Here is a 25,035-nt window from a genome sequence, read left to right on the forward strand (position 1 = left end):
ATTAACTATGTGACCCAGATCAAAGAGGCTCCCTCCCGCAGCACGGCCGGTCGTCGTCCCGTGGGCAAGGTACGTCCCTCGGACACCCGCCGCCACCACCGTGCGCTGATCCTCCAGCAGCTCGTCGACGGCGGTGCGCGGAGCCGCGCCGATCTCGCTCGGGAGACCGCCTTGACGAGGGTCACGATCTCCGATCTGGTCGCCGAGCTGATCGCCGAGGGTTTCCTCGACGAGCTGGGCACGCGGCCGGGCACCCACATGGGCAAGCCCGCGACCCTAGTCGGCATCTCTCCCACGGCCCCGGTCACGATCGCCCTCGACCTGTCCGCAGACGGACAGCTCGCCGGGGGTGTCGTGGACCTCGTCGGTCGCATCCTCGTGCGCGAGCAGGTGGCGTTCCGCCGTGGTGACGACTTCTCCGTGATCTCGGATCTCGCGAGTCGCCTGCGTGACGCCACGCCGCGACGCATCCTCGGCGTCGGCATCGGGACTCCCGGCATCGTCGATGCGTCCGGGACCGTGGTGCTCGCCCCCAACCTCGGGTGGGAGGACTTCGACCTCGCGGGCGAGCTCGCCGCCGCGATCGACCTGCCGGTTCATGCCGGCAATGACGCGAATGTGGCTGCGGTCGCCGAGAGTGCATTCGGGTCTGGGGACGACGGCGGACTCCTGCTGGTGACGATCGGCCAAGGTGTCGGCGGTGGTGTGCTGATCGACGGCCGGGCTCTCGCCGGTCCCCTGCAGTCCTCCGGCGAGATCGGCCATGTCGTGGTCGATCCCGAAGGCCGCCAGTGCAACTGCGGCAACCGCGGTTGCCTCGAGACCTTCCTCGCCGCACCGGCGCTCCGCCTCCTCGAGACCGACGCCGCCCGCGCCGACGTCGGGTCCAAGCTCGGCTCCGTGCTCACGCCGGTCGTGACGACGCTCGGCATTGCCGATGTCGTTCTCTACGGTCCGGCCGAGCTCCTCGAAGGCGCGCTCCTGGACTCCGTGCGCAACGCACTCGCTCGACAGACCCTTCCTTTCGTCGCCCAACGCGTCCAGGTTCGCCTGGCCCCACTGAGCGACGAGCTCGTGCTCACAGGCGCGGCAGCGCTGGTGCGTTACCGAGAGCTAGGGGTGGTCTGACCTGCCGCCACAGCCTTGACCAACGCACATCTGCCTGACTGACCCACGCACCATCCGAGAAGAGGAAATCCATGAAGCTCACCAAGATCGCGGCGGTGGCGGCGGCATCCGCCCTCGCCCTGACCGCACTCGCTGCCTGCGGTGGCAGCAGCGACAACGATGCCGAGGGTGGTTCCGACACCCTCACCCTGTGGCTCGCCGGCAAGGAGGACACCCCCAAGAAGGTGGAGGACTGGCTCGTCAAGGAGTTCGCCGCCCAGAACGAGGGCAAGACCCTCAAGGTCCAGCACATCGACTGGGGCGACCTGATCCCGCGCCTGAACACCGCACTGCAGAGCGACAAGACACCTGACGTCGTCGAGGTGGGCAACACCCAGGCCGCGACATTCACGAGTGTCGGGGCGTTCACAGATCTCACCGACAAGCTCGACCAGCTCGGTGACGACATCGGGCCCAAGAGCTTCGTCGAGGCCGGTACGTTCGACGGCAAGGTTTCGGCCGTCCCCTACTACTGGGGATCGCGCTACATCTTCTACAGCAAGAAGGCGTTCAAGGATGCCGGCATCGCAGTCCCGACGACGCTGGACGATTTCGCCAAGGCGGCCGCACAGCTCAAGGCAGATGGCGGCTCGAAGTACTCCGGATTCTGGCTCCCGGGTCAGGACTGGCGCAACGGCATCAGCTGGATCTTCGCCAACGGCGGCGACATCGCCAAGCAGGACGGCGACAACTGGGTCGGCACGCTGTCCTCCCCCGAGAGCATCAAGGGCCTGACCGAGCTGCAGGGTCTGTTCGAGAAGGCCACCACGGCCCCCAAGGACGGCAAGGACGCTGAGCCGTGGACGGCTTTCAACAATGGTGAGGCAGCGATGTTCATGGCGCCGAGCTGGGCGCGCTTCAGTGTCGAGGAGAAGCTGGCCAAGGACCTCGGCGGCTTCGCGCTCCCGGGTGTCGACGGCGGCGCGGCCCCCGTGTTCGCCGGCGGATCGAACCTCGGCATCTCGGCGAAGTCGAAGAACCAGGATCTGTCGTTCAAGCTGCTCAAGCTGATCTACAGCGATGAATACCAGCAGCAGCTCGCCAAGAACGGCCTCGGCCCGGCCAACGACGAGTTCACCTCGTTGATGGGCGATGACGAGTTCGCCAAGTCGGCGATCGCCGCGGCGGGCAGCTCCAAGCTGACCCCCGCGTCTCCGGAGTGGGCCTCGGTCGAGAGCGCCAGCCTGATGGAGGAGTTCTTCGGCAAGATCGCCAGCGGCGAGGACGTCGAGGCGACGGCCAAGGCAACTGACGCCAAGCTGAACGACGCACTCAACAAGTAGCCCCACCCGTGAGCCTGGGGCTCCCTGTGCCGACCAAGCGCGGGAACCCCAGGCTCACGGTGCTGGGCTGACAATCGGAGGGAGGGAGACCATGAGCAGCACCCGCTTGACACACCGGGCCGGCACCTACGGCCTGCTGGTCCCGACCATCCTGGTGCTCGTCGTCGGCATGGCCTATCCGCTGGGCCGGCAGCTGATCCTGTCATTCCAGGAGTTCGGTCGTGCTCAGCAGTTCGGACAGCCGGCGCCATTCATCGGCCTCGACAACTACCGCGAGCTCGTGACGGACCGCACGATGTGGGCCGTCATCTCTCGCTCGCTGGCCTTTTGCGCTGTCTGCGCCTCGATCACGATGGTGCTCGGCACCGCGTTCGCGGTGCTGATGAAGGCAGTGTCGACCGTGCCGCGGCTGACCCTCCAGATCAGCATGCTGCTGGCGTGGGCCATGCCGGTCATCGCTGCGATGACCGCGTGGCAGTGGTTGTTCGACACCCGGTACGGCCTGGTCAACTGGCTCCTGACCAAAGTCGGGCTGTCCGACTTCGACGACCACAACTGGCTCATCGAGCCGCTCTCGTTCTTCTTCGTCGCAGGCGTCATCGTGATCTGGATGAGCGTGCCGTTCGTCGCCTTCACGGCATACGCAGCGCTGAGCCAGGTCTCCGAGGAGACCCTCGAGGCAAGCCACCTCGACGGGGCGACGGCAATCCAACGCTTCCGTCACATCATCTATCCCACGATCCGGCCCATCCTGACCATCGTGGCGCTGCTGCAGATCGTCTGGGACCTGCGGGTGTTCGCCCAGATCAACTTCCTGCAGAACGCCGGCGGGACCCCGAGCGAGACCCACCTGCTGGGCACCTACATCTACTCGCTCGGCATCGGCCAGAACGACTACGGCGCCGCGTCGGCGATGGCCATGTTCGTCCTGGCCCTGACGCTCGTGCTGACCTTCCGCTACGTGCGGTCCCTGCTCAAGGAGGAGTCCCGGTGAACACCCGAGCACGCGCATGGGGCGCGATCGCCGTCGTGCTGGCCATCATCTGGGCCTTCCCGGTCTACTGGATCGTCAACAGCGCGTTCCAACCGGTCGAGGCGCTGCGCTCGCCAGACCCGTCCTTCCTCCCGGACTTCAGTGCCGCGGGGTTCAGCCGGGTCTTCGACGAGTCGTTCGTCGACTCGCTCAAGCTCAGCCTGACCGTGACCCTGCTGGCGATCGTTGCCGCGGCGCTGTGCGGGTTCGTGGCCGCCGTCGCGATCTCGCGGTTCCGGTTTCGCGGGCGGAAGTCGTTCATCTTCACGGTCCTGGCGGTGCAGATGATCCCACCGGAGGCGCTGTTCATCTCCCAGTACAACATGCTCAGCGAGTGGGGCCTGCTGAACAGCGTCGTCGGCCTCGGTCTGCTCTACACCGCCTTGATCCTGCCCTTCACGGTGTGGATGCTGCGCGGTTTCGTCGACGGCATCCCGATCGACCTCGAGGAAGCAGCGATGACCGACGGGTGCAGCCGCACACGCGCGTTCTTCACGATCACGTTCCCGCTGCTGGCGCCGGGTCTCGTCGCGAGCGGCGTCTATGGCTTCCTCCAGGCGTGGAACGAGTACACCCTCGCCGTCGTCGTCATGGACCCGTCCAACCGTACGTTGCCCCTGTGGCTCAAGGGCCTGACCGATGTCTCCAACGAGGCCGTCGACTGGCCAGCCGTGATGGCCGGGGCCACGATGGTGGCAACGCCGGTCATCATCTTGTTCATGATCGTGCAGAACCGGATGACTTCCGGCATGGTGTCCGGGGCGGTGAAGGGATGACCGAGCGCCAGCGAACGAATGATGACGGCATGACCGAGCTCCGACGGCTTGCGCACGCGGTCATCCTCGGCGCGTTCTCCGGGCCCGTGGTGCCGGCCTGGCTCGCCCCGGCGTATGCCGACGGCCTCGCGGGCATCTGCCTTTATGGCAACAACATCCCGCCTTCTGGCGACATCGCCGGACTCGCTCGGCGCGTGCGGGCGGTCGATCCGACCGCTGTGCTGGCCCTCGACGAGGAGGGTGGGGACGTGACCCGCCTCCACTCCCGAACCGGCAGCCCCTACCTCGGCAACGCCGCCCTCGGGGTCTGCGACGACATCGAGCTGACCCACGCGGTCGCCGCCGGGATCGGCGCCGAGCTGGCGCAGGCTGGCGTCTGGCTGGACCTCGCGCCCAGCGCCGACATCAACAGCAATCCGCACAATCCCGTGATCGGGACCCGGAGCTTCGGCGCCGATCCCGCCCTCGTCGCGAGGCACACAGCGGCCTTCGTCGCCGGACTGGCCTCGCAGGGGATCGCGGCTTCGGTCAAGCACTTCCCTGGTCACGGCGACACCAGCACGGACTCGCACCTCGGCCTCCCCCGGGTCACCGTCACCACGGATGTGCTCCGAGCCCGGGAGCTGGTGCCGTTCGCCGTCGCAGCCGCGACCGTCATGACCTCGCACGTGCTGCTGGATGCGTTCGACGACCAGCAGCCCGCAACCCTGAGTCATCCCGTCCTGACCGGGCTGCTGCGGGATGAGCTCGGGTTCGACGGGGTGATCGTGACGGACGCCCTCGACATGGCCGGCGCGAGCGCGATCCACGGGGTCGGTGGCGCCGCGGTCATGTCGCTCGCGGCCGGGGCCGACCTGCTGTGCCTCGGTCCGGAGGAGTCCGCAGAGCCCCACGCCATCCACGAGGTGGTCGACGCCGTATGCCGTGCAGTCGGGTCCGGTGATCTGTCGTTGGACCGCCTGACCGAGGCCGCCACGAGCGTCGCCGCCTTGCGGGACACCTGGAGTGCGCTCAGTCCTCGGCCCGGCGGTTCGGGCGTGATCGCCGATGCCCGCCTGGCTTCGGTGCGAGCCGCGGCCGGGCTGGTGGCCGCCGCTCCGCGGTTCGACGGGCCCGCGAAGGTCATCCGGATCGACACCGGCACGAACCTCGCGGTCGGCGACACAGCGTGGGGCGTGCTCGACCTCGGCGGTGGCACTGTCGACCTGATCGCCGCTGACGTGTCGAGCACCCCCGTCCACCCGGGTGAGGTCGCCGTCGTGGTGCGTCGCGCGACTGCAGTGCCGGAGGTCTGGGCGTGGATCGAGCGTCAGCTCAGCACCAACCCCCTCACGACCCTGATCGAGCTCGGCTGGCCCGACCCCGCACTCACGGCACACGATCGAGTGGTCCGCACCTACGGATCGGCAGCGGTGTTGACCGACGCACTCGCCGCAGCGATGCGAGGAGACCGATGAAGACTCGGCTGGGGCTCGACATCGGTGGCACGACGATCCACGGGATCGGCGTCGCCGCAGACGAGCCCAACACTCTCATCGCGGAGCTGACCCACCCGACCCGCAAGGGCGCCGAGGGCGTCGTCGACGGTACCGCGGAGATGGTCGAGGCACTGCTGGTCCGGCTGCCCCCGGATGCCGAGATCATCAGCATCGGACTGGGGGTCCCGGGCATCGTCCATGCCGGTGCGGTGACCCACGCAGTCAACCTCGGCCTCGACGGTGATCCCCTCGACCTCGCAGCTGCCCTGTCGGCACGCACAGGCGGGGTGACGGTGACGGTCGAGAACGACGTCAAGGCCGCGACCCTCGGTGGATTGCAGTGGCTCCGGGAGCAGGGCTCGGGTGTCGATGACCTCGCCCTGCTCAACGTGGGGACGGGTCTCGCCGCCGGTCTGCTGCTGAACGGTCGCCTGCGCCACGGCTCGCGCGGGATGGCCGGTGAGATCGGCCACCTCGTCCACGATCCGACGGGTCCCATCTGCCCCTGCGGGCGGCGCGGCTGCCTCGAGCTCTACGCCTCGGGCAGCGGGGTTCGGCGCCAGTGGCCCGGCACGGCTGCCGAGCTGTTCGACGCGGCGGACACCGGCGATCCGGATGCCGCGCGGATCCGCGACGAGCTCATCTCCGGCATCGCCCAGGCGATCAGCCTGTTGGCGTACGGCCTCGACGTGTCGTGTGTCCTGGTGACGGGCGGGGTCGTGTCGGCGACGCCGGCCCTCCGCGAGGCGATCCTCGCCCAGCTCGGCAAGGACGAGAGCACCTCACTCGGCCGGCTCGCCGGCATCTCCGAGCGCGTACGGTGGTTGCCAGCCGGGCATCCGGCGGGGGCGCTGGGTGCCGCGCTGCTGGGTGCCGCAGATGAGGGGGTCGGACCGTGGAGGTCGTGATCGTCGAGGACCGGGCCGCCGCCGGCATCCTGGTCGCCGACATCGTCGGGCAACACGTGCGGGCAGGGGCGGTGCTCGGCCTCGCAACGGGATCCTCGCCACTGCCGGCCTATCAGGAGCTGATCCGACGTCACCGCGAGGAGTCCCTGAGCCTGTCCGGCTGCCGCGCATTCCTGCTCGACGAATATGTCGGCCTGCCACGCGCGCACCACGAGTCGTACGACTCGGTCATCCGCCGGGAGCTGACCGATCATGTCGACCTCGATCGCGTGGACGGACCCGACGGTGAAGCCACGAACATCCCTGAGATGGCCGCCCGATACGAGGCGGCCATCGCCGAATCGGGCGGTGTCGACGTCCAGCTGCTCGGCATCGGGACGGACGGGCACCTCGGTTTCAACGAGCCCGGCTCGTCGCTCGCGTCCCGCACTCGCGTGAAGACGCTGACCCGCCAGACCCGCGAGGACAATGCCCGGTTCTTCGACTCCGTCGACGACGTGCCGCACCACGTCGTCACGCAGGGGCTGGGCACGATCCTCGAAGCCGGACACCTGGTGCTGATCGCCACGGGTGAGACAAAGGCCCGGGCCGTCGCGGCGGCCGCAGAGGGACCGGTCAGCGCGTTCTGTCCCGCTTCGGTCCTCCAGATGCATCCCCGCGCAACCGTCGTGGTCGACGAGGCCGCCGCAACGATGCTGCAACTCTCGGACTACTACCGTGAAACGTGGAGCAGCAAGCCCGAGTGGCAGCAGTTCTGAGCAGGACCCCAGTCAGCGCAGTGTGACCGCATCCACCCCGGGTCGGTCACACTGCGCTCCTGGTCCGGGCAAATCCTGCTCCGGGCAATCAGCTCAGCCGTCGGCCCGACTCGGTCGCGAACACGTGAACCCCAGCCGGATCAACCGGCGCGAGGTTGACCGCCTCGCCCTTGGCCGGCGGATTGCGCCAGTCCACCCGCGCGACGATCGTCTGCTCGGTGCCACACACATCTGCCCGGCCGTAGACGTAGGCGTCCGCGCCGAGCTCCTCCACGACGTCGACCTCAAGCCGAAGCCCGGTCTCGGCAACCTCGAGGTTCTCCGGGCGGATCCCGAGGGTCACGGTCGCATCGGCGTCGGCAAGGGTGTCGCGGGACACGGGCACCACGAGGTCACCGAAGCGCACTCCCCCGTCCGTCACCGGCAGCTCCATCAGGTTCATGCTCGGCGACCCCATGAATCCGGCGACGAACAAATTGGCCGGCCGGTCATACATCTCGCGGGGAGCGGCGCACTGCTGAAGCACGCCGTCCTTGAGGACCGCGACCCGATCACCCATCGTCATGGCCTCGATCTGGTCATGCGTGACATAGACCGTGGTCGTGCCGAGTCTGCGCTGCAGCTGCGCGATCTGGGTGCGGGTCTGCACCCGCAGCTTGGCGTCCAGGTTCGACAGGGGTTCGTCCATCAGGAACACCCGCGGCGAGCGTACGATCGCTCGGCCCATGGCGACCCGTTGGCGCTGCCCGCCGGACAGGGCCTTGGGCTTGCGTTCCAGGTAGTCGACGATGTCGAGCATCGCGGCAGCCTCAGAGACCCGCTCGTTGATGTCGGACTTGCTCGCACCAGCGATCTTGAGGGCGAAGCCCATGTTCTCGGCGACCGTCATGTGCGGGTAGAGCGCATAGTTCTGGAACACCATCGCGATGTCGCGTGCCTTGGGCGGCAGATCGGTGACATCCTCGTCGCCGATCAGGAGGCGACCCCCGTCGACCTCCTCGAGGCCGGCGAGCATCCGCAGGGAGGTGGACTTGCCGCAGCCGGACGGGCCGACCAGGACGAGGAACTCACCGTCCTCCACGTGGAGGTCGAGCTGATTGACCGCTGGGCGGTCCTGACCCGAGAAGACTCGAGTGGCTTTGTCGAACGTGACAGATGACATGCAGATATTTCCCTTCACCGGCAGGTACGTGCCGGACGATCCGAGTGATGGGTGGACGTGCCCCGTCATCGTAGCGTGATCCACATCACGCTGTAGCGGTGGACTCGAGTTGACAATGATTCCCAATTACTTGAGAATCATTGTCATGAAGAAGTTCCCGGCCCTGCTCGCCGTCCTACCGCTCGTCGCCCTCCTTGCCGCGTGTGGCAGCACCGCCGCGAAGGACAACGACAAGCCCCGCGTGGTCGCGTCGTTCTACCCCTTCGCGTACGTCGCCGAGCAGGTCGGGGGCTCCTTCGTCGACGTCGACAACCTCACGTCCCCCGGCGCCGAGCCGCACGACCTCGAGCTCAAGCCCAAACAGGTCGCCGCGGTGCAGGAGGCTGACCTGGTGGTCTACGAGAAGCACTTCCAGGCGGCCGTGGACGAGGCCGTCGACCAGGCCGACCGGCCGAAGGACAGCACCGTTGACGCCGACACCGTGCTCAACGCGCTGCCTGCGCAGGCCGGCGCGCAGGAGGAAGGCGGGCACGAGGGCGAGGAGGGCGACGAAGACCCGCACACGTGGCTCGACCCGACCAACATGGTGCTCATGGCCGAGGACCTGTCGGCGAAGCTGTCGAAGGTCGACCCCGAGCACTCGTCGACGTACCGGGCCAACACCGACAGGCTCGTTGCCCAGCTCGAGACTCTCGACACGTCGTTCGCCGCTGGCCTGAAGACCTGCGAGCGCCGGACCATCGTCACGAGCCACGCCGCGTTCCAATACATGGCGAAGAGGTACGACCTGACGCAGGTGCCAATCGCAGGCATCGACCCGACCAACGAGCCCTCCCCGGCACAGCTCGGTGACATCACGCAGCTCGTCCGCAAGGAAGGCATCACGACGATCTTCACCGAAGAGCTCGTGAGCCCCGCGATCGCCGACACCATCGCGAAGGAGGCCGGGGCGATGACCGCTACGCTCGACCCCATTGAAGGACTCTCCAACGACACCTCGAGCGAGAACTACCTGACGCTCATGGAGAAGAACCTCACGACCCTGGAGAAGGCCAACAGCTGTTCATGACGGAGCACCCCCTTAAAGTCCGCGGCATGACCGTGGCTCTCGACGGTCGACCTGTCTTGCGGCAGGTCGACCTCGACGTGTCGGCCGGTGAGTTCGTGACCCTGCTCGGCGCCAACGGCTCAGGCAAGTCCACGCTCGTTCGCGCCGCGATCGGCCTCGTCCCGACGAGCGCCGGCACCGTCGAGCTGTTCGGCACACCGCTCCGCCAGTTCAAGGACCGTTCGCGTCTCGGCTACGTCCCACAACGCTCCCGTGCCGTCGCGGGTGTCCCCGCGACGATGCAGGAGATCGTCATGAGCGGACGCCTGGCCCGGCGCCGGGTCGCCGGATGGCGCACCAAGGCCGACATCGCCGCGGTGGACGCCGCGATCGCCAAGGTCGGCCTGTCGGACCGGGCCCGCTCGTCCGTCAGCGAGATGTCCGGCGGGCAGCAACAGCGCGCCCTCATAGCGCGCGCCCTGGCTACCGAGGCCGAGCTGCTGATCATGGACGAGCCCATCGCCGGCGTCGACCACGACAACCAGGAGACGCTGGCCGACCTGCTGGCGACCCTCGTCGGCGAGGGAACTTCCGTGCTCCTCGTCGCGCACGAGCTCGGCCCGTTGCGCCCGCTCATCGACCGCGCCGTCGTCCTCGAACGCGGTGAGGTGACGTACGACGGCGACGTCGTGGCGATCCGCGACGCCGAGCACGTCCACGTGCACCACCACAGCAGCCGGCCGGAGAAGTCAGACGGATTCAGCGGCAACCCGGTGGGGCGTGACCAGGTTGTTTGAGGCCCTGCAGTTCGAATTCATGCGGTACGCCTTGGCGGCCGCGATCTTCACGGGGCTGGCGGCCCCGGCCGTCGGCACGTTCCTGGTGCAGCGACGCCTCGCACTGCTGGGCGACGGGCTCGGGCACGTCGCGCTGACCGGCGTCGCACTGGGCCTCCTCGCCAACATCGCCCCCACGCTCACCGCGATCGTGGTCGCGGCACTGGGTGCCGTCCTGATCGAGCTGCTGCGGATGTACGGCCGGACGAGCGCAGACGTGGCCCTCGCGATGCTGTTCTATGGGGGTATCGCCGGCGGTGTCCTGCTGACCAACCTCGCCGGCGAGAGCGCCGCCTCGCTTAACGCCTTCCTGTTCGGCGCCATCACGACGGTCGGCACCGGTGACCTCGTCCTCGTCGGTGTCCTCGGACTAGTCGTGGTCGTCGTCTCGCTCGGCCTCTCCCCCCAGCTGTTCGCGGTCTGCCAGGACGAGGAGCACGCCAAGGTCAGCGGCGTCCCCGTCCGGGCCTACAGCATCCTGATCGCCGTGCTCGCGGCCGTCACGATCACGGTCGCGATGCAGACGGTCGGTCTACTCCTGGTGTCCGCGCTGATGGTCGTGCCCGTCGCGGCCTCCCAGCAGCTGACCCGCAGCTTCCGCACGACCCACCTGGCTGCCATGGGCATCGGCCTGTTTGCGGCCGTCGGCGGCCTGTTCGGGAGCTACGAGATCGACACGGCACCCGGACCGACGATCGTCATCTTGGCCCTCGCGGTGTTCGCGGTCGCGTCGCTCATCGGCGCCGTCCTCACCCGAACCCGGTCTCGACGCCGTCCAGTAGATTCGCTCTGAGGAGGACCCATGGTCGAAGCCCCCCGCAACACCCGCCAGCGCCGCGCCGTCGTCGCGATCCTCGCGGATCTCGACGGGTTCGCCAGCGCACAGGAGATCCACGACATCCTCAAGCAGCGCGGCGAGTCCGTGGGGCTGTCCACGGTCTACCGCAGCCTGCAGGGGTTGACCGATGCCGCCGAGGTCGACGCCCTGCGCAACGACGAGGGCGAGGTCCTCTACCGACAGTGCAGCGCCGGTCATCACCACCACCTGGTGTGCCGGTCCTGCGGACGTACCGTCGAGGTCGAGGGTCCCACGGTCGAGCGATGGGCCGACAAGATCGCCGAGGAGAACGGCTTCCAGGACGTCGCCCACACCCTGGAGATCTTCGGCACCTGCAACACCTGCGCGCCACGATGATTCGTACGTTGGCCGGCGACCAGCTGACGGCGCAGGACGTCTACGACATCTGGAAGATCCGCGACGCGGTCTTTGCGGTCGAGCAACAGGTCGACGAGGAGGAGGTCGACGGCCGCGATCTGCTGGCGACGACGACACACCTGTGGCTCGAGGACACCGAGGGGCCGACGAGCTATCTCCGGGTCTACGTCGGCAGCGACGGCACCCGCCACGTCGGTCGGGTGTGCACGCGCAAGGACCAGCGCGGCAAGGGACTCTCAGGGCGTCTCATGGCCGAGATCAACCGGCTCTGGGGCGACGGCGACCTGCAGCTCAACGCCCAGGCATACCTCGAGCGATGGTACGAGTCGTTCGGCTATGTCCGCTCCGGGGACGACTACCTCGAGGCCGGCATCGTGCACACACCCATGTCGCGGACGGCTGGTCGCTGATCCTGGGGCGTCATCAGCTCATGAGTCTGCGGTGACAGCATTGATCGCCTCGGCGATGTCGCCCTTGACCTGTGTTCCAAAGTCGCTCACGGCATCCGCGGCCCTCTGGAACTGCTCCTGATAGCTGAACGCGAAGCTCTGGCGACTCTCGACCCGTTGCGCCAGGACCGTGGCCTGGTCGATGACGTACTGGGCGGCGTCGAGCACCATCGCAGCCAGCTCCTCCTTGCCCTTGGGCACCGGAACCCGGGCGAACTCGTCACGGGCCTCCACGAACGCGGGGATCAGCTCAGAGCGGACCGGCGAGCTGCTGGTGATGAGGCCGAAGCCGAGGTAGTCCGTGGCCCGGAGTGTGAGCACCTTGCGCGCAGCCACGATGAAGCCCAGCGCGGTGTCTGCTCGACGGAGGGTCGAGCTCAGCCGCTTGAACGACCCGAGGACTGTCGCCTGGGTCTGTGCCGCCTCCGCGTATGTCGAGGAGTTCTGGCGCCCGTATGCCGGCGCGTCCGCGAGCTTGGGAGGTCGCGCGATGGCCTTGTCGACGATCCGCCTGAGCGCACCGGGGTCCGTCTGCTTGCTCCTCGAGATCCGATCGACGACCCCGGAGCGGAACGTCTCGACATCGGCCAGATAGTCCTGAGCCACGGCGTCGGCCTCGCCGACCTGCTGCGACTGCCGCTGATTCTGGAGCGTGATGAGGCCGCCGATGACCAATGCGATCAGCAATGTGAGGATCACCGGAAGCGCGATCACGACCCTTCGGGCCCGCACATTCACCCTCATACCGTCGCAGTGGCACAGGGCCGGGTCAAACCGAAATGGTCAACCGTTGATGTGCGGAGCGATGCCGTGGCGGCGCAGGCCATACGTCAGCGCGTCCACGAGCGCCTCCCACGAGGCCTCGATGATGTTGGCTCCGACACCGACCGTGACCCAGGAGTCCTTGCCGTCCGAGGTCTCGATCAGGACCCGGGTGATGGCATCGGTGCCGTGACCCTGGTCGAGGATGCGCACGCGGAAGTCGATCAGATGGAATCGAGCGACGTCGGGATAGACCTGCTCGATCGCCTGCCGCAAGGCGTGATCGAGTGCGTTGACCGGACCGTTGCCCTCCCCGATCACGGCCAGTCGTACTCCCCCGGCGGTGAGCTTGACCGTGGCCTCGGCGACAGCATCATCGCCGCGCGCCGACTCCGCCAGGACGCGCCACGACTCGACGTCGACGTAGGACGGGCGCTGCCCATCCATCTCCTCGGCCAGCAACAGCTCGAACGACGCATCGGCGGCCTCGAACGTGTAGCCGGTCTGCTCCATCGCCTTGACCCGGTCCGTGACCCGCGCGAGGCGCTCCGGGTCATGTGCCAGGTCGAAGCCCAGCTCCTTGCCCTTGAGCTCGATCGTTGCCCGGCCGGCCATCTCGGAGACCAGGAGCCGCATGTCGTTGCCGACCAGGGCCGGGTCGATGTGTTGATAGAGATTGGGGTCCACCCGGATCGCACTGGCATGCAGCCCGGCCTTGTGGGCGAACGCCGAGACCCCCGTGTAGGGCTGCCGCGCGGACGGCGGGTAGTTGGTGATCTCGGCGATCGCGTGGGAGATCCGCGATGCGTCCGCGAGCCTGCCCTCGGGCAGTGCGGGAGTGCCCAGCTTGAGCTCGAGGTTGGCGACACAGGTGATCAGGTCGGCGTTGCCCGTGCGCTCGCCGTAGCCGTTGATGCAGCCCTGGAGGTGCGTCACACCGGCCCGGACCGCGGCCATCGAGTTCGCGACCGCGCATCCGGTGTCGTTGTGGGCGTGGATGCCGAGGCGTACGCCGGTCCGGGCGACATCGGTGACGATCTCGGTCACCCAGTGCGGGAGCATCCCACCGTTGGTGTCGCACAGCACGACGACCTCGGCGCCCGCGTCACCCGCGGCGCGTACGACCTCGAGCGCGTAGTCCCGGTTGGCTCGGTAGCCGTCGAAGAAGTGCTCGAGATCGACGAACACCCGCTGCCCCTCCTGGCGGAGGTAGCTCACGGTGTCACGAACCATCGCGAGGTTTTCTTCGAGCGTCGTCCGCAGCGCTTCGGTGACGTGCCGGTCGTGGCTCTTGGCGACGAGCGTCACGACGGAGGCACCTGAGTCGCGCAGGGCCTGGATCAGCGGATCCTCTGATGCTTTGACCCCGGCTCGCCGAGTGGCGCCGAATGCGGCGAGGGTCGCGTGCTCGAGGTCGAGCTCCTTGGCCGCCAGCGCGAAGAATTCGGTGTCCTTGGGATTGGAGCCGGGCCAGCCGCCCTCGATGTAGCCGACGCCGAGATCGTCCAGGTGTCGGGCGATGTGCATCTTGTCCTGCACCGAGAGGTTCAGCCCCTCTTGCTGGGCGCCGTCGCGCATCGTCGTGTCGTAGACATGAAAGTCACTCACGCTCTGGTGTCCTGCATCCACTGGTCTGTCCTTCGTCCTGGTCGGCATCCCGGTCGGGCAACAACTGTCCTGACACAAAAAATGCCCCCCATGTCATGGGAGGCAGCGCGTCGGGGAGTTTGGTCAGTGCCCGGCGCGCTTGTCGATAATGATCGAGATGCTCTGCATGCGGCTCAGTCTAGACTGATCGACCTATGACCGCCAGACCCGTCCCACTCGACGTGGAGCCGAGCGTCATGTATGCCGTCATGACCGCGCAGCCGCTCGACGCCGAGGACCTGATCCCGCCCCCTTCCCCCGAGCTGCTGCAGCACTACGGATCCTCCGAGTTCGCGCTGCGTCGATTGCGGTCACGCCCGCACCAACGGCTGATCCTGCGCCAGGCTCCGCTCGAGAACGTCGCGTTCGTGACACGTGATGCCCGGATCGATGCCTTGCTCCTCGCTGAGGAGCAGGATGGGGTCGTGATCGACCTGAGCGTCCCGCGCATCGTCGAGCAACGCTCCGACGAGGTCTCGCTCGCGCACGCCACCCAGTGGTACACCGTCAGCTACGGCGAGCTGTCCGCCGGGCGCCTCAGCACGGTCGGTCTGGCCTCGTTCGGATTGCCCGAGATCGTCGTCGCGGGAGTCGATGAGTCCGCACACCCGATGTTCAGCGCGGTCCTCGCCGGGTTCGTGCACCGCCTTCTTGCCGAGTGGCCCGCCAAAGACCCGGTCGGGCGCGCCACCGTGACGCTTCGCGACATCGCGTACGGGCTCGGCGATGCCGAGGCCGCATCCACGCCGCGGGACCGGCTGATCGAGGTCGACGTGGCATACGACGCAGCCCCCAACCTGCTCATCGTCACCCTCGACGGCGACCCCGCCGCGTCCCTCTTCGCCCCCTGACCCCTGGGCCATCTGGCTGACGGGCGGCGAGGACCAGCGGCTAGCCGCCCTCGGGCCTACGCCCTGGGGGCCAGGTTGGCGAGTGTCTCCGGGCGCAGGATGGCCTCGAGCTTGTCGGGCGGCAGCAGGCCACGCTCGAGGACGATCTCGGCAACACCACGGCCAGTCGCCAGCGCTTCCTGCGCGACGTCGGTCGCGGCGGCGTAGCCGATGTACGGATTGAGCGCCGTCACGAGGCCGATCGAGTTCTCGACCTCGCTACGGAGCAGCTCGACATTCGCCGTGATGCCGTCGACGCAGCGCGTGGCCAGGACGAGGATCGCCTCGCGCAACCGGGATATGCCGGCCGACAACGAATAGCAGATGACAGGCTCGAACGCATTGAGCTGCAGCTGGCCTCCCTCGGCCGCCATCGTGACCGTCATGTCGTGCCCGATGACCTGGAACGCGACCTGGTTGACGACCTCGGGGATCACCGGATTGACCTTGCCCGGCATGATGCTCGAGCCGGCCTGGACAGCAGGCAGGTTGATCTCGTTGAACCCGGCTCTGGGCCCCGATGACAGCAGGCGCAGGTCGTTGCAGATCTTGGACAGCTTGACCGCGACGCGTTTGAGGGTGCCCGAGAGCTGTACGAACGCACCACAGTCCTGCGTCGCCTCGATCAGGTCGACCGCGACCTCCAGCGGCAACCCGGTGAGCCGCGACAGGTGCTCACAGGCCGCGGGCACGTAGCCGGCCGGGGCGTTGAGCTGCGTGCCGATCGCCGTCGCGCCGAGATTGATCTCGTGGAGCAGGAGGACCGCCTCGGACAACCGGCTGCGGTCCTCGCCGATCATCAGCGAGTATGTCCGAAACTCCTGCCCCAGGGTCATCGGCACGGCGTCCTGCAACTGCGTGCGACCCATCTTGAGCACGTCGTGGAACTCGTCGGCCTTGGCCGCGAAGGAGGTCTCGAGCACCTGCATCGCGTCGAGGAGCGAGTGCGTCGCGAGGATGATCGCGATCTTGACCGCGGTCGGATAGACGTCGTTGGTCGATTGGCACAAGTTGACGTGCTCATTGGGATGGACGACGTGGTAGTCGCCCTTCTTGTGCCCCATCAGCTCGAGCGCCCGGTTGGCGATGACCTCGTTGGCATTCATGTTCGTGGAGGTGCCGGCACCTCCCTGCATGACATCGACGACGAACTCGTCGCGCAGCTCACCGGCCCGGATCTCCTCGCAGGCAGCACGGATGGCATGGAAGCGCTCGTCATCGAGCAAACCGAGATCATGATTGGCCGAAGCGGCGGCCTCCTTGACCGCAGCCAGCGCCTCGACGAGGAATGGACTCGTTCCGATGGGGATGCCGGTGATGGGGAAGTTCTCGAGGGCGCGGAGCGTGTGCACACCCCAGTAGGCATCGAGTGGGACATCACGGTCGCCGATCAGATCGTGCTCGGAGCGCGTGGCAATGGTCATCAGAAATCCTCCAGGTCGCGGGGCACGTCATTGGGCCCCACAGGCCGACCTTAGAGCACTCCGGCGCTCAGGTGCAGGCGACATGACTGTACCGGCCAGTACAGCGCGCGACCCGCTGCGATCCCCGCTCCCAAGAGCAACCAAGGCCGAGCGGAGCGAGGAGGCGCCCGTGCGAAGCACGGCAGCGACGCAGTCGCTGGAGTGGCGAGCGCTAGCGAGCCACGCGCCCCACGCGCCGCATCCAGTCATGCCGGTCGGCCGCCCGACCATACTGGATGTCGACCAGTGCGGAGCGTATGTCGGTCGTGACCTTGCCAGTCTCACCATCGCCGCTGACGGCCTCGCCGCCCGCCCACTTGAGCGAGGCGATGGGGGTCACGACGGCGGCTGTGCCGCACGCGAACACCTCGGTGATCGTGCCGTCCTGGGTCCCGGAGCGCCACTCATCGATGCTCACCCGGCGCTCGACGACCTCGTGGCCGAGATCGCGGGCTATCGCCATGATCGAGTCGCGGGTGACACCTTCGAGGATCGAGCCCGACAGCTCGGGTGTGACGATCGAGCCGTCGGACTGGACGAAGTAGAGGTTCATGCCGCCCAGCTCTTCGACCCACGTGTGTTCGGTGGAGTCCAGGAACGCCACCTGGGCGCATCCGTGCTCGGTGGCCTCCTGCTGCGGGAGCAGGCTGGCGGCGTAGTTGCCGCCACACTTCGCCGCGCCGGTGCCGCCCGCTCCGGCGCGCGAATACTCCGTTGACAGCCAGATCGAGACCGCCTCGACGCCGCCGGCAAAATAGGCACCTGCCGGCGAGGCGATGACCGAGAAGGTCACGTGCTGACTCGGGCGAACCCCCAAGAACACCTCTGAGGCGAACATGAACGGACGCAGATAGAGGCTCTTCTCCCCACCGGCCGGGACCCAGGCACGATCGGCCTGGATCACAGCGTCGACCGAGCCGAGGAACCACTCGACCGGGAGCTCGGGGAGGGCGAGCCGGCGCGCAGAGCGCTGCATCCGCGCGGCGTTGGCCTCGGGGCGGAACAGCCAGACCGAGCCGTCCTCGTGGACGTATGCCTTGAGGCCCTCGAAGATCTCCTGCGCGTAGTGCAGCACGGCAGTCGCCGGGTCGAGCATGAGCGGTCCATAGGGAACGACTCTCGCGTCGGCCCATCCGGTGTCGGGCGTCCACTCAGCCAGGAACATGTGATCGGTGAAGTGGTTGCCGAAACCGGGATCCGCCAAGATGGCGTCGCGCTGCTCGGCGGTCCTCGCGGCAGGATTCTGCTCGAAGCTGCACGCGAATTGCTTGGAAGTCATAGTAATCACGTTAGTACTTTCTCAGGTCAAAGGTAAGCGGTCAGGAACCGACCGCTACGCCCTCGGCCACACGTGAAGCGATGGCCTCTCCCACCTCCTCGGTGCTGCGGGGAGAGGTGCCGCGCACGGCGATGTCGTCCTCGACGGCGGAGCTGATCCGGGTCGAGGCCTCGGTCAGGCCGAGGTGCTCGAGCAGCAGCGCGCCTGACAGGATCGCCGCCGTGGGGTCGGCCTTGCCCTGGCCCGCGATGTCGGGTGCCGAACCGTGCACGGGCTCGAACATGCTGGGCGCGGTTCGGTCGGGGTTGACGTTTCCGCTGGCGGCGAGACCGATGCCGCCAGTGATGGCCGCAGCCAGATCCGTGAGGATGTCGCCGAACAGGTTGTCGGTCACGATGACGTCGAAGCGGGCCGGGTCCGTGACGAGGAAGATCGTCGCGGCGTCGACGTGCAGATAGTCGACCGCGACGTCAGGGAACTCAGTGGCCACGGCGTCGACCGTGCGTGTCCAGAGGTGGCCAGCGTGGACCAGGACGTTGTTCTTGTGGACCAGGGTCAGCTTCTTGCGAGGGCGCGCCTGGGCGCGGGCGAAGGCGTCACGGACGACCCGCTCGACCCCGTAGGCGGTGTTGATGCTCACCTCGGTCGCGAGCTCGTGCGGCGTGCCCACCCGGATCGCACCGCCGTTGCCGACGTATGGGCCCTCGGTGCCTTCGCGCACGACGACGAAGTCGATCTCGCCGGGCTCGGCCAACGGCGTGGCCACGCCCGGGAACAGCCTGGAGGGGCGGAGGTTGACGTAGTGGTCCAGGGCGAATCGGAGCTTGAGCAGCAGGCCGCGCTCGAGCACCCCGGACGGGACACTCGGATCGCCCACGGCGCCGAGCAGGATCGCGTCGTGGCCACGGATCTCCCCCAGCACCGAGTCGGGCAAGGTCTCACCCGTGGCGTGCCATCGCTTGGCCCCGAGGTCGTACTCGGTGCTGGCAAAAGCGGCGTCGTGGTCGGCGGCGACCAAGTTGAGGACCTTGAGCGCCTGAGCGGTCACTTCGGGTCCGATGCCGTCACCAGGCACCACGGCAAGGGAGAAGGAGCGGGTCATGAGTCTCATTCTACGGGTCGACGTCTCAGGATGTGAAACCTGCGTCTCAGTATGCGGTCAGTTGTCGTCGGGGCGGTCGACGAGCTCGAACTCGGGTGCGGACGCCTCATCGCGCAGGTGCGCGGGGCCCCACTCCATCAGCTGGGGTTCCATGACTTCTCCTTCGGTGGTGGACGGTGGCGGGTCCGACGGTCGTCCGCCGTTTCGCCAGACACATGTCCGGAGATCATCCGAGGAGAGTACGAAAGCGTGCGATCAGATCATGATCGACAACCCTGCGGCGAAACGGCGGGCCAACGCCGAAACTCCGCGGCAGGGTGTAGCCCTAAGAGGCCCTGCCGCGGCAAGCGATTACTACGAGCTGCTTCCGCATGGTCTGGACACCATACGCCCGGGGGGTGCCCAACCGCGGTGATTTCGCCGCCTGTCTCACGATGTGTCGTGTTCGGGCGCGGCATGGAGCAGCCCTCGGCTCGTGACAGACTGGCCGGGTGAGTGCACCCGCTGAAGTCCCCGAGCTCGTCTCGAGCACTCTCGACCTCTCTCGTCAGCGCGGATTCATCACGTCGATCCGCAACGAGACGGGCCGCCTCCTGGCCTCACTGGCTGCGTCCCGCACGGGCACGTTGGCCGAGCTGGGCACCGGATGCGGAGTGGGTTCGGCGTGGCTCTCCAGCGGTGCCCCCAAGGACGCGCGCGTCGTCAGTGCCGAGCTCGACCCGGCCCTCGCCGGCGACGTGCAGAAGATCTTCGCGACCACCGACAACGTCGACGTGATCGCCGGCGACTGGTCGACCCTCGAGCAATATGCCCCGTTCTCGCTGCTGTTCGTCGATGTCCGCGAAGTGATGGAGAGCATCGACGTCATCGCCGACCTGCTCGAGCCGGGGGGCATCGCAGTCCTCGACGACTTCGTCCCGTCCGCGTTCTGGCCCCCCATCGTCGAGGGGCGCGTCGACACCGTGCGCGAGCAGTGGCTCACCGACGGCCGATTCGCCGCCGTGGAGATGCTGATCGACGTCGACGCCTCATTGATCATCGCCACCCGCCGCTAGCCGGGATACGTCCACGGCCCCTGCCCACTTTTGGGTCAGGCGGTCTCGAAGTCGTCACACCCCAAGATGTGTGAGCCTTCTGAAATATGCGGCAGACTTGGACTCATGTATTGGCGTTATCTGGCTGCCGGGGCGGTGGCGACAGCAGGCTATTTCGTCCTGCCCGACGGCCTGCCCCACACGCTGCTGTACACCGTGGTCGGCCTGTCCTGCGTCATGGCGATTCTCCTCGGCGTTCGCATCAACAAGCCGGTCAGTGCAACACCGTGGTACCTCATTGCCGCAGGCCAGGCCGCATCGGCGACCGGCGACATCCTCTATGAGACCGCCGACGCGATGTCTTTGTCGCCCTACGTCTCGGACGTGGCGTACCTCGCCGCGTATCCGCTGATCGGCGCCGGCATCACCATCCTGATCCGCAGGCGACGAGGTCCCGGCCGAGACCTCGCGGGTCTCATCGACAGCGCCATCGTCACGATCGGATTCGGCCTGTTGTCCTGGGTGTTCGTCGCAGACCCCATCCTCGACGACACGGCGGCGACGGTGCTCCAGCGGACGCTGGCGGCGGCCTATCCCCTGGCAGACATCCTGCTGCTGGCCTTGGTCATCCGTCTGGTTGCCGTCCCCGGGGGCCGCTCCACGGCGTTCCGCCTTCTGGTCGGCGCGATGATTCCGCTGTTCATCGCCGACACGATCTTCGCCACGCAGCCGACCACCGACTACACGGGCGTGCTGGATCTGCTCTGGCTGGGCTCGTACGTCCTGTTCGGCGTTACCGCTCTTCACCCCACGATGGCGCAACTCTCCACACCCAGCCCGCTCAGGACCACACCGTTCACGGCCCGCCGCCTCTCGGCGCTCGTCGGCGCCACCCTGATCGCCCCGTTGCTGGTGATCGTGCAGGAGATCCGGGGACACCACGTCCATACCTGGACCGTGGTCCTGGGCGCCAGCGCGCTGTCCCTCCTGGTCGTGTGGCGGATGGCCTACAACATCGAGGAGATCCGCACCACCGTGCGTCAGCGGGATCGGCTCGAGTCTGACCTGTTCCACGAGGCATCCCACGACTCCCTCACCGGGACGGTCAACAGCTCCTACATGCGGCAGCTGATCGGCGCGGCGCTCCGGCGCGGTCAGCGAGAGGGCACATCGGTTGGCCTCCTCGTGGTCGACCTCGACGACTTCGGCGGCGTCAACGACCGCCACGGGCACGGCGTGGGTGACTTGGCGCTCCGCACCGTGGCGCAGCGACTTCGGGCAGCAGTTCGTGATGTCGACACGGTCGGGCGCCTCGCCGGCGACCAGTTCGCGATCCTGATCGACTCGGTGTCCTCCGACCAGGACACCGCGCGACTGGCGGCGCAGCTCCAGTGGGTCATCGGCCAGCCCATCCACGTGTCAGGTCAGCTCGTCACGATCGCGGCCGGCATCGGCGCCTCCACCAGCATGGATGGCGGTATCGATCCTGACGAGCTGCTGCGTGAGGCCAACGTCGCGGTCCGGCGGGCCAAGTCGGGCGGGCGGGGCCGGATCGAGATGTTCGACAGTCGTCTGCGGCGTGAGCTGGGCGAATGCGCCGCGCTCGAAGCCGCACTCGGCGCCGGCCTGGAAGCCGGGGAGCTGGAGGTCCATTTCCATCCCGTCGTCGCGGTCCAGACAGATGTCATCGACGGCTACGAGGCACGGCTCAGGTGGAATCGCCCCGGACACACCCCCCAGGAGCCGGCAACCTTCCTGCCGATTGCCGAGATGTCCGACCTCGTCTGCCGGATCGACCGGTGGGTTCTCGACCAGGCGACGACCGAGCTCGCAGAGCTGACCGCCGCGGATCCGGACCGGCACGGGGACCTCACGGTCGCGGTGACGATCTCCGGCCGGACGCTCGCCGCCCCGGATCTGGTGGCATACGTCAAGACCGTGTTGGCGCGGGCAGGTCTGCCGCCGCACCGGCTGACGATCGGGGTCACCGAGATGGTGCTGGTGGACGTGCCCAACGCAGTCCTCTCTCTGAGCGCGCTGCGCCACGCCGGAGTGTTCATCAGCATCAACGACTTCGGCACCGGACGGACTCCGATCGGACAGCTGCAGCATCTTCCCGCAGATGCCATCAAGGTCGACAAGGATCTCGTCAGCTCCGACGACCCGGGGTCGGACGACCTGCTCACGCTGCTGGTCAATGCGGCCCACAGCTGCGGACTTCTGGTCGTGGCCGACGGAGTCGAGCGTGCCGAGCAGCTGGTCGAGCTGCGCCTCCTGGACTACGACTCCGCCCCCGGTATCTACTCCGCGTCCCCCGTGCCCGCGGACGGGGTCGGCCCCGTGCCGCTCTCCACGGCTGCGGGAGCCCGGCTGAGGATCGTGCCGGACGAGGCTTGAGGACCGCCGACCGCTCCGGCGGGACCGGCGACCTCGACGCGGGGCAGGAAGAACTGCACGATCGGCCCGATCGTGAGGGCGTACAGCACCGTGCCGAACCCCACGGTGCCGCCGAGCAGGAATCCGGCGGCGAGCACCGTGAGCTCGATCGCTGTGCGCCAGAAGCGCACGCTGTAGCGGGTTCGCCTCACCAGCCCGAGCCACAGCCCGTCACGGGGACCCGAACCAAGCCTGGCGCCGATGTAGAGGGCGCCGGCGAACCCGTTGCCCACAACTCCCCCGATGAGCAGCAGGCTTCGTAGCCACAGCTCATCGGGCTGCGCGATGACGGCGATGCCGAAATCAGCCGCCAGACCGATCACGATGACGTTGAGCACTGTCCCGATCCCGGGTCGCTGGCGCAGCGGGATCCACAGCAGCAGCACGACCGCGCCAACCAGGATCACGACCTGACCGAAGCTCAGCGGCAGTCGCTCGGCGAGGCCCTCGTGGAAGACGTCCCACGGGTCCAGGCCCAGGGTCGACTCGACCATCATCGCCATCGTGAATCCGTAGAGGAACAAGCCGGTCAGAAGACGGACGAGCCTGGCTGACATGCCGTTCATCGCCGGAGCTGCTGCTCGACCCATGAGCCGACCTCCTCCGGATGGCTCCGCGGGGGCATCCGCGAGTCCGACCCATCCCGCGCGATGGTGCGCGCCAGCGACGCGAGCACCCCCAACAGGAGGATCAGCCCGACGAAGATGTTCATGACTCCATCGTGTCCGCAACTGGTCTTTAAACATATAGCCAATTGTGAGACAGTGGCCTTGTGACCCTTGCGATCTCCGCCCGCCGACTAGCCGATCTCCTCGGACCGTCCCGCGGGACCGGTCCGGCCTATCGCGAGCTCGCCGATCTCATCCGCCTCCTGGTCGTGGACGGCCGGGTCGCCGACGGGACCCGGCTGCCGAGCGAGCGAGAGCTTGCGGCGGCGCTCGGGGTCAGCCGGACCACCACGACTCGGGTGTATGCCGAGCTGCGCGGCACGGGCCTGCTCACGTCACGGCAGGGCTCGGGCAGCGTCGTCAGCATCCCGATCTCTGCATCGAGTGCCAGCAGCCTCATCATCACACCGGACGATGCCGACACGATCGCGCTGACCTACTCGGCTCCGGTCGGTCCGCCCGGCTTGGCACGTGCGTTCGAGATTGCCGCCACGAAGCTCCCCGGCCTCCTGACAACGACCGGTTATCTACCTGACGGTCTGCCAACCCTGCGGGAGATCCTCGCCCAGCACTACACCGACGGGGGCCTGCCAACCGATCCCGACCAGATCATCGTGACGAGCGGGGCGATGGGTGCGGTCTCACTGCTGGCTCGCGCGCTGCTCGCGCCGGGACAGCGGGTGATCGTCGAGGGGGCGAGCTATCCGCATGCCCATGAGTCGTTCGCAGCAGCCGGCGGTCGACTGACAGCGCTGCCGATCGACACGACGCCGTGGAATCCGGCGGCCCTGCGATCTGCCTTGGAAGGCTCGCCGCACCGCGCCGCATACATCGTCCCTGACTTCCACAATCCGACCGCTGCCGTGATGAGTGACGAGGAGCGGGTTGCCTGGGCACGTGAGCTCCGCCGGCACGATGTCGTGCCGGTCGTCGATGAGTCCCTGCGTGAGATCAACCTCGACGGCGTCGATCTGCCGCCGGTCTTCGCGACATACGATCCGCGGGCGCTCCTGATCGGATCATCCTCCAAGTCCTACTGGGGCGGACTCCGAGTGGGCTGGATCCGGGCACCCAAGGCCGCGATCATGCCGATCGTGCAGGCGCGCATGATGGACGACATCGGCTCGTCGGCCTTCGACCAGCTGGTGCTCGCCGAGCTGCTCACCGAAGGTGGCCAGACCGCGGCAGCCGGGCGGGCGCGGCTGCGGGCTGCCCGCGACCACCTGCTCGCCGAGCTGGCACGGGAGCTGCCGGACATCAAGGCGCCGTGCCCCGCGGGCGGGCTCAGCCTCTGGGTCACCCTGCCCGACCGTATGTCGTCACGGCTGACGACCGCGGCCGGCCGGCACGGACTGCTGCTGACGCCGGGACCGCGATTCTTCACCCACTCGGGATCGGTCGGCGAGCGACACCTGCGCCTGCCCTACACGCAGTCCCACGAGACCTTGTCCGAGGCCGTTCGACGGCTCCGAATCGCCTACGACGACGTCGTCAGCGACATCGCGAGCGGGCCGGACCACGGCCGCAGCGACACCCTCGAGCTCATCGCCTGAAACTCCCCCGCTGGGCCTGACGAGTGTGTGCGGACACGCGGGCGTGTCGGCATACGAAACGTCAGGCTCAGCCGGAGGACCACTGGT

The 25,035-nt window shown here is 67.7% G+C and carries 24 protein-coding genes; 16 read left to right on the forward strand and 8 right to left on the reverse strand.

Annotated elements, in window-relative coordinates; genetic code table 11:
- Positions 1–9: 9 nt before the first annotated feature.
- From WKF39_RS10795 to nagB, 7 genes are all read left to right on the forward strand, one after another.
- The gene (locus WKF39_RS10795; protein WP_340388222.1) at positions 10–1,128 is read left to right on the forward strand and encodes an ROK family transcriptional regulator; all 1,119 of its coding nucleotides are present in this window, start codon (positions 10–12) and stop codon (positions 1,126–1,128) included.
- 71 nt (positions 1,129–1,199) lie between these two features.
- Entirely contained in the window at positions 1,200–2,450 is a 1,251-nt protein-coding gene (locus WKF39_RS10800; protein WP_340388224.1) for an extracellular solute-binding protein, read from the forward strand.
- Between the two features lie 91 nt (positions 2,451–2,541).
- Positions 2,542–3,444 (forward strand): sugar ABC transporter permease, encoded by a 903-nt coding sequence (locus WKF39_RS10805; RefSeq protein ID WP_340388226.1) that lies wholly within the window; start codon positions 2,542–2,544, stop codon positions 3,442–3,444.
- Positions 3,441–4,259, forward strand: coding sequence for a carbohydrate ABC transporter permease (locus tag WKF39_RS10810; RefSeq protein WP_340388228.1), 819 nt, complete (start codon positions 3,441–3,443; stop codon positions 4,257–4,259). Before WKF39_RS10805 ends, WKF39_RS10810 begins: the two co-directional genes overlap by 4 nt.
- Before the next feature lie 29 nt (positions 4,260–4,288).
- Positions 4,289–5,716, forward strand: coding sequence for a glycoside hydrolase family 3 N-terminal domain-containing protein (locus WKF39_RS10815; protein WP_340388229.1), 1,428 nt, complete (start codon positions 4,289–4,291; stop codon positions 5,714–5,716).
- The gene (locus tag WKF39_RS10820; RefSeq protein WP_340388231.1) at positions 5,713–6,645 is read left to right on the forward strand and encodes an ROK family protein; all 933 of its coding nucleotides are present in this window, start codon (positions 5,713–5,715) and stop codon (positions 6,643–6,645) included. Before WKF39_RS10815 ends, WKF39_RS10820 begins: the two co-directional genes overlap by 4 nt.
- Positions 6,633–7,403: a glucosamine-6-phosphate deaminase gene (gene nagB, locus WKF39_RS10825; protein ID WP_340388233.1), complete on the forward strand. Its 771-nt coding sequence runs from the start codon at positions 6,633–6,635 to the stop codon at positions 7,401–7,403. The genes WKF39_RS10820 and nagB overlap by 13 nt, the downstream gene beginning before the upstream one ends.
- An 88-nt stretch (positions 7,404–7,491) precedes the next feature.
- Here nagB and ugpC read toward each other — a convergent pair whose 3' ends face one another.
- A complete protein-coding gene (gene ugpC / locus WKF39_RS10830) occupies positions 7,492–8,565 on the reverse strand; it encodes a sn-glycerol-3-phosphate ABC transporter ATP-binding protein UgpC (RefSeq protein ID WP_340388235.1) in 1,074 nt (357 codons plus the stop codon).
- A 145-nt stretch (positions 8,566–8,710) separates the two neighbouring features.
- On the opposite strand from ugpC, the gene WKF39_RS10835 reads away from it, so the two are divergent.
- The 5 genes from WKF39_RS10835 to WKF39_RS10855 are packed head-to-tail and all read left to right on the forward strand — an operon-like array spanning position 8,711 to position 12,075.
- Entirely contained in the window at positions 8,711–9,634 is a 924-nt protein-coding gene (locus WKF39_RS10835; RefSeq protein WP_340388237.1) for a metal ABC transporter substrate-binding protein, read from the forward strand.
- A gap of 26 nt (positions 9,635–9,660) precedes the next feature.
- On the forward strand, positions 9,661–10,410 hold the full coding sequence (locus tag WKF39_RS10840; RefSeq protein ID WP_340388239.1) for a metal ABC transporter ATP-binding protein: 750 nt from the start codon (positions 9,661–9,663) through the stop codon (positions 10,408–10,410).
- A complete protein-coding gene (locus WKF39_RS10845; RefSeq protein ID WP_340388241.1) occupies positions 10,394–11,242 on the forward strand; it encodes a metal ABC transporter permease in 849 nt (282 codons plus the stop codon). Before WKF39_RS10840 ends, WKF39_RS10845 begins: the two co-directional genes overlap by 17 nt.
- A gap of 9 nt (positions 11,243–11,251) precedes the next feature.
- Positions 11,252–11,644 (forward strand): Fur family transcriptional regulator, encoded by a 393-nt coding sequence (locus tag WKF39_RS10850; RefSeq protein ID WP_340388243.1) that lies wholly within the window; start codon positions 11,252–11,254, stop codon positions 11,642–11,644.
- Complete coding sequence (locus tag WKF39_RS10855) at positions 11,641–12,075, forward strand: GNAT family N-acetyltransferase (RefSeq protein WP_340388245.1); 435 nt, start codon at positions 11,641–11,643, stop codon at positions 12,073–12,075. The genes WKF39_RS10850 and WKF39_RS10855 overlap by 4 nt, the downstream gene beginning before the upstream one ends.
- An 18-nt stretch (positions 12,076–12,093) precedes the next feature.
- Here WKF39_RS10855 and WKF39_RS10860 read toward each other — a convergent pair whose 3' ends face one another.
- Together WKF39_RS10860 and cimA are read right to left on the reverse strand one after the other, a co-directional pair.
- On the reverse strand, positions 12,094–12,846 hold the full coding sequence (locus tag WKF39_RS10860) for a hypothetical protein (protein ID WP_340388247.1): 753 nt from the start codon (positions 12,844–12,846) through the stop codon (positions 12,094–12,096).
- Between the two features lie 51 nt (positions 12,847–12,897).
- A complete protein-coding gene (gene cimA, locus WKF39_RS10865) occupies positions 12,898–14,484 on the reverse strand; it encodes a citramalate synthase (RefSeq protein WP_340388249.1) in 1,587 nt (528 codons plus the stop codon).
- 194 nt (positions 14,485–14,678) lie between these two features.
- On the opposite strand from cimA, the gene WKF39_RS10870 reads away from it, so the two are divergent.
- Positions 14,679–15,374 carry a hypothetical protein gene (locus WKF39_RS10870; protein WP_340388251.1) on the forward strand — a complete coding sequence of 232 codons (696 nt, stop codon included), beginning with the start codon at positions 14,679–14,681 and terminating at the stop codon, positions 15,372–15,374.
- Positions 15,375–15,430: 56 nt separating this feature from the next.
- On the opposite strand, the gene WKF39_RS10875 is transcribed toward WKF39_RS10870, so the two are convergent.
- The 3 genes from WKF39_RS10875 to WKF39_RS10885 form a co-directional block, all read right to left on the reverse strand.
- Complete coding sequence (locus WKF39_RS10875; RefSeq protein ID WP_340388253.1) at positions 15,431–16,837, reverse strand: aspartate ammonia-lyase; 1,407 nt, start codon at positions 16,835–16,837, stop codon at positions 15,431–15,433.
- Positions 16,838–17,048: 211 nt separating this feature from the next.
- Positions 17,049–18,155, reverse strand: a complete 1,107-nt coding sequence (locus WKF39_RS10880; RefSeq protein WP_340388255.1) for a branched-chain amino acid aminotransferase — start codon at positions 18,153–18,155, stop codon at positions 17,049–17,051.
- Positions 18,156–18,195: 40 nt separating this feature from the next.
- Positions 18,196–19,257: a 3-isopropylmalate dehydrogenase gene (locus tag WKF39_RS10885; protein WP_340388257.1), complete on the reverse strand. Its 1,062-nt coding sequence runs from the start codon at positions 19,255–19,257 to the stop codon at positions 18,196–18,198.
- Between the two features lie 491 nt (positions 19,258–19,748).
- Here WKF39_RS10885 and WKF39_RS10890 point away from each other — a divergent pair, with 491 nt between their 5' ends.
- Together WKF39_RS10890 and WKF39_RS10895 are read left to right on the forward strand one after the other, a co-directional pair.
- The gene (locus tag WKF39_RS10890; protein WP_340388258.1) at positions 19,749–20,312 is read left to right on the forward strand and encodes a class I SAM-dependent methyltransferase; all 564 of its coding nucleotides are present in this window, start codon (positions 19,749–19,751) and stop codon (positions 20,310–20,312) included.
- Positions 20,313–20,417: 105 nt separating this feature from the next.
- Positions 20,418–22,688: an EAL domain-containing protein gene (locus WKF39_RS10895; protein WP_340388260.1), complete on the forward strand. Its 2,271-nt coding sequence runs from the start codon at positions 20,418–20,420 to the stop codon at positions 22,686–22,688.
- Here the strand turns inward: WKF39_RS10895 and WKF39_RS10900 are convergent.
- Positions 22,592–23,317 (reverse strand): hypothetical protein, encoded by a 726-nt coding sequence (locus WKF39_RS10900; RefSeq protein WP_340388262.1) that lies wholly within the window; start codon positions 23,315–23,317, stop codon positions 22,592–22,594. The two genes, WKF39_RS10895 and WKF39_RS10900, sit on opposite strands and share 97 nt — an antisense overlap.
- Entirely contained in the window at positions 23,290–23,439 is a 150-nt protein-coding gene (locus tag WKF39_RS10905; RefSeq protein WP_340388264.1) for a hypothetical protein, read from the reverse strand. The genes WKF39_RS10900 and WKF39_RS10905 overlap by 28 nt, the downstream gene beginning before the upstream one ends.
- Before the next feature lie 60 nt (positions 23,440–23,499).
- Between WKF39_RS10905 and WKF39_RS10910 the strand changes: the two genes are divergently transcribed.
- On the forward strand, positions 23,500–24,948 hold the full coding sequence (locus WKF39_RS10910; RefSeq protein ID WP_340388266.1) for a PLP-dependent aminotransferase family protein: 1,449 nt from the start codon (positions 23,500–23,502) through the stop codon (positions 24,946–24,948).
- Positions 24,949–25,035 lie beyond the last annotated feature (87 nt).

Source organism: Aeromicrobium sp., assembly GCF_037719875.1.
In the GTDB taxonomy this organism is placed as follows: Bacteria; Actinomycetota; Actinomycetes; order Propionibacteriales; family Nocardioidaceae; genus Aeromicrobium.

Excerpts from the sequence above, each read along its gene's own strand:
- WKF39_RS10800 (WP_340388224.1), top strand. The coding sequence starts at position 1,200 with ATGAAGCTCACCAAGATCGCGGCGGTGGCGGCGGCATCCGCCCTCGCC.
- WKF39_RS10805 (WP_340388226.1), top strand. The coding sequence starts at position 2,542 with ATGAGCAGCACCCGCTTGACACACCGGGCCGGCACCTACGGCCTGCTG.
- WKF39_RS10815 (WP_340388229.1), top strand. The coding sequence starts at position 4,289 with ATGACCGAGCTCCGACGGCTTGCGCACGCGGTCATCCTCGGCGCGTTC.
- WKF39_RS10820 (WP_340388231.1), top strand. The coding sequence starts at position 5,713 with ATGAAGACTCGGCTGGGGCTCGACATCGGTGGCACGACGATCCACGGG.
- ugpC (WP_340388235.1), bottom strand. The coding sequence starts at position 8,565 with ATGTCATCTGTCACGTTCGACAAAGCCACTCGAGTCTTCTCGGGTCAG.
- WKF39_RS10835 (WP_340388237.1), top strand. The coding sequence starts at position 8,711 with ATGAAGAAGTTCCCGGCCCTGCTCGCCGTCCTACCGCTCGTCGCCCTC.
- WKF39_RS10840 (WP_340388239.1), top strand. The coding sequence starts at position 9,661 with ATGACCGTGGCTCTCGACGGTCGACCTGTCTTGCGGCAGGTCGACCTC.
- WKF39_RS10850 (WP_340388243.1), top strand. The coding sequence starts at position 11,252 with ATGGTCGAAGCCCCCCGCAACACCCGCCAGCGCCGCGCCGTCGTCGCG.
- WKF39_RS10855 (WP_340388245.1), top strand. The coding sequence starts at position 11,641 with ATGATTCGTACGTTGGCCGGCGACCAGCTGACGGCGCAGGACGTCTAC.
- WKF39_RS10870 (WP_340388251.1), top strand. The coding sequence starts at position 14,679 with ATGACCGCCAGACCCGTCCCACTCGACGTGGAGCCGAGCGTCATGTAT.
- WKF39_RS10875 (WP_340388253.1), bottom strand. The coding sequence starts at position 16,837 with ATGACCATTGCCACGCGCTCCGAGCACGATCTGATCGGCGACCGTGAT.
- WKF39_RS10880 (WP_340388255.1), bottom strand. The coding sequence starts at position 18,155 with ATGACTTCCAAGCAATTCGCGTGCAGCTTCGAGCAGAATCCTGCCGCG.
- WKF39_RS10885 (WP_340388257.1), bottom strand. The coding sequence starts at position 19,257 with ATGACCCGCTCCTTCTCCCTTGCCGTGGTGCCTGGTGACGGCATCGGA.
- WKF39_RS10895 (WP_340388260.1), top strand. The coding sequence starts at position 20,418 with ATGTATTGGCGTTATCTGGCTGCCGGGGCGGTGGCGACAGCAGGCTAT.
- WKF39_RS10900 (WP_340388262.1), bottom strand. The coding sequence starts at position 23,317 with ATGGGTCGAGCAGCAGCTCCGGCGATGAACGGCATGTCAGCCAGGCTC.
- WKF39_RS10905 (WP_340388264.1), bottom strand. The coding sequence starts at position 23,439 with ATGAACATCTTCGTCGGGCTGATCCTCCTGTTGGGGGTGCTCGCGTCG.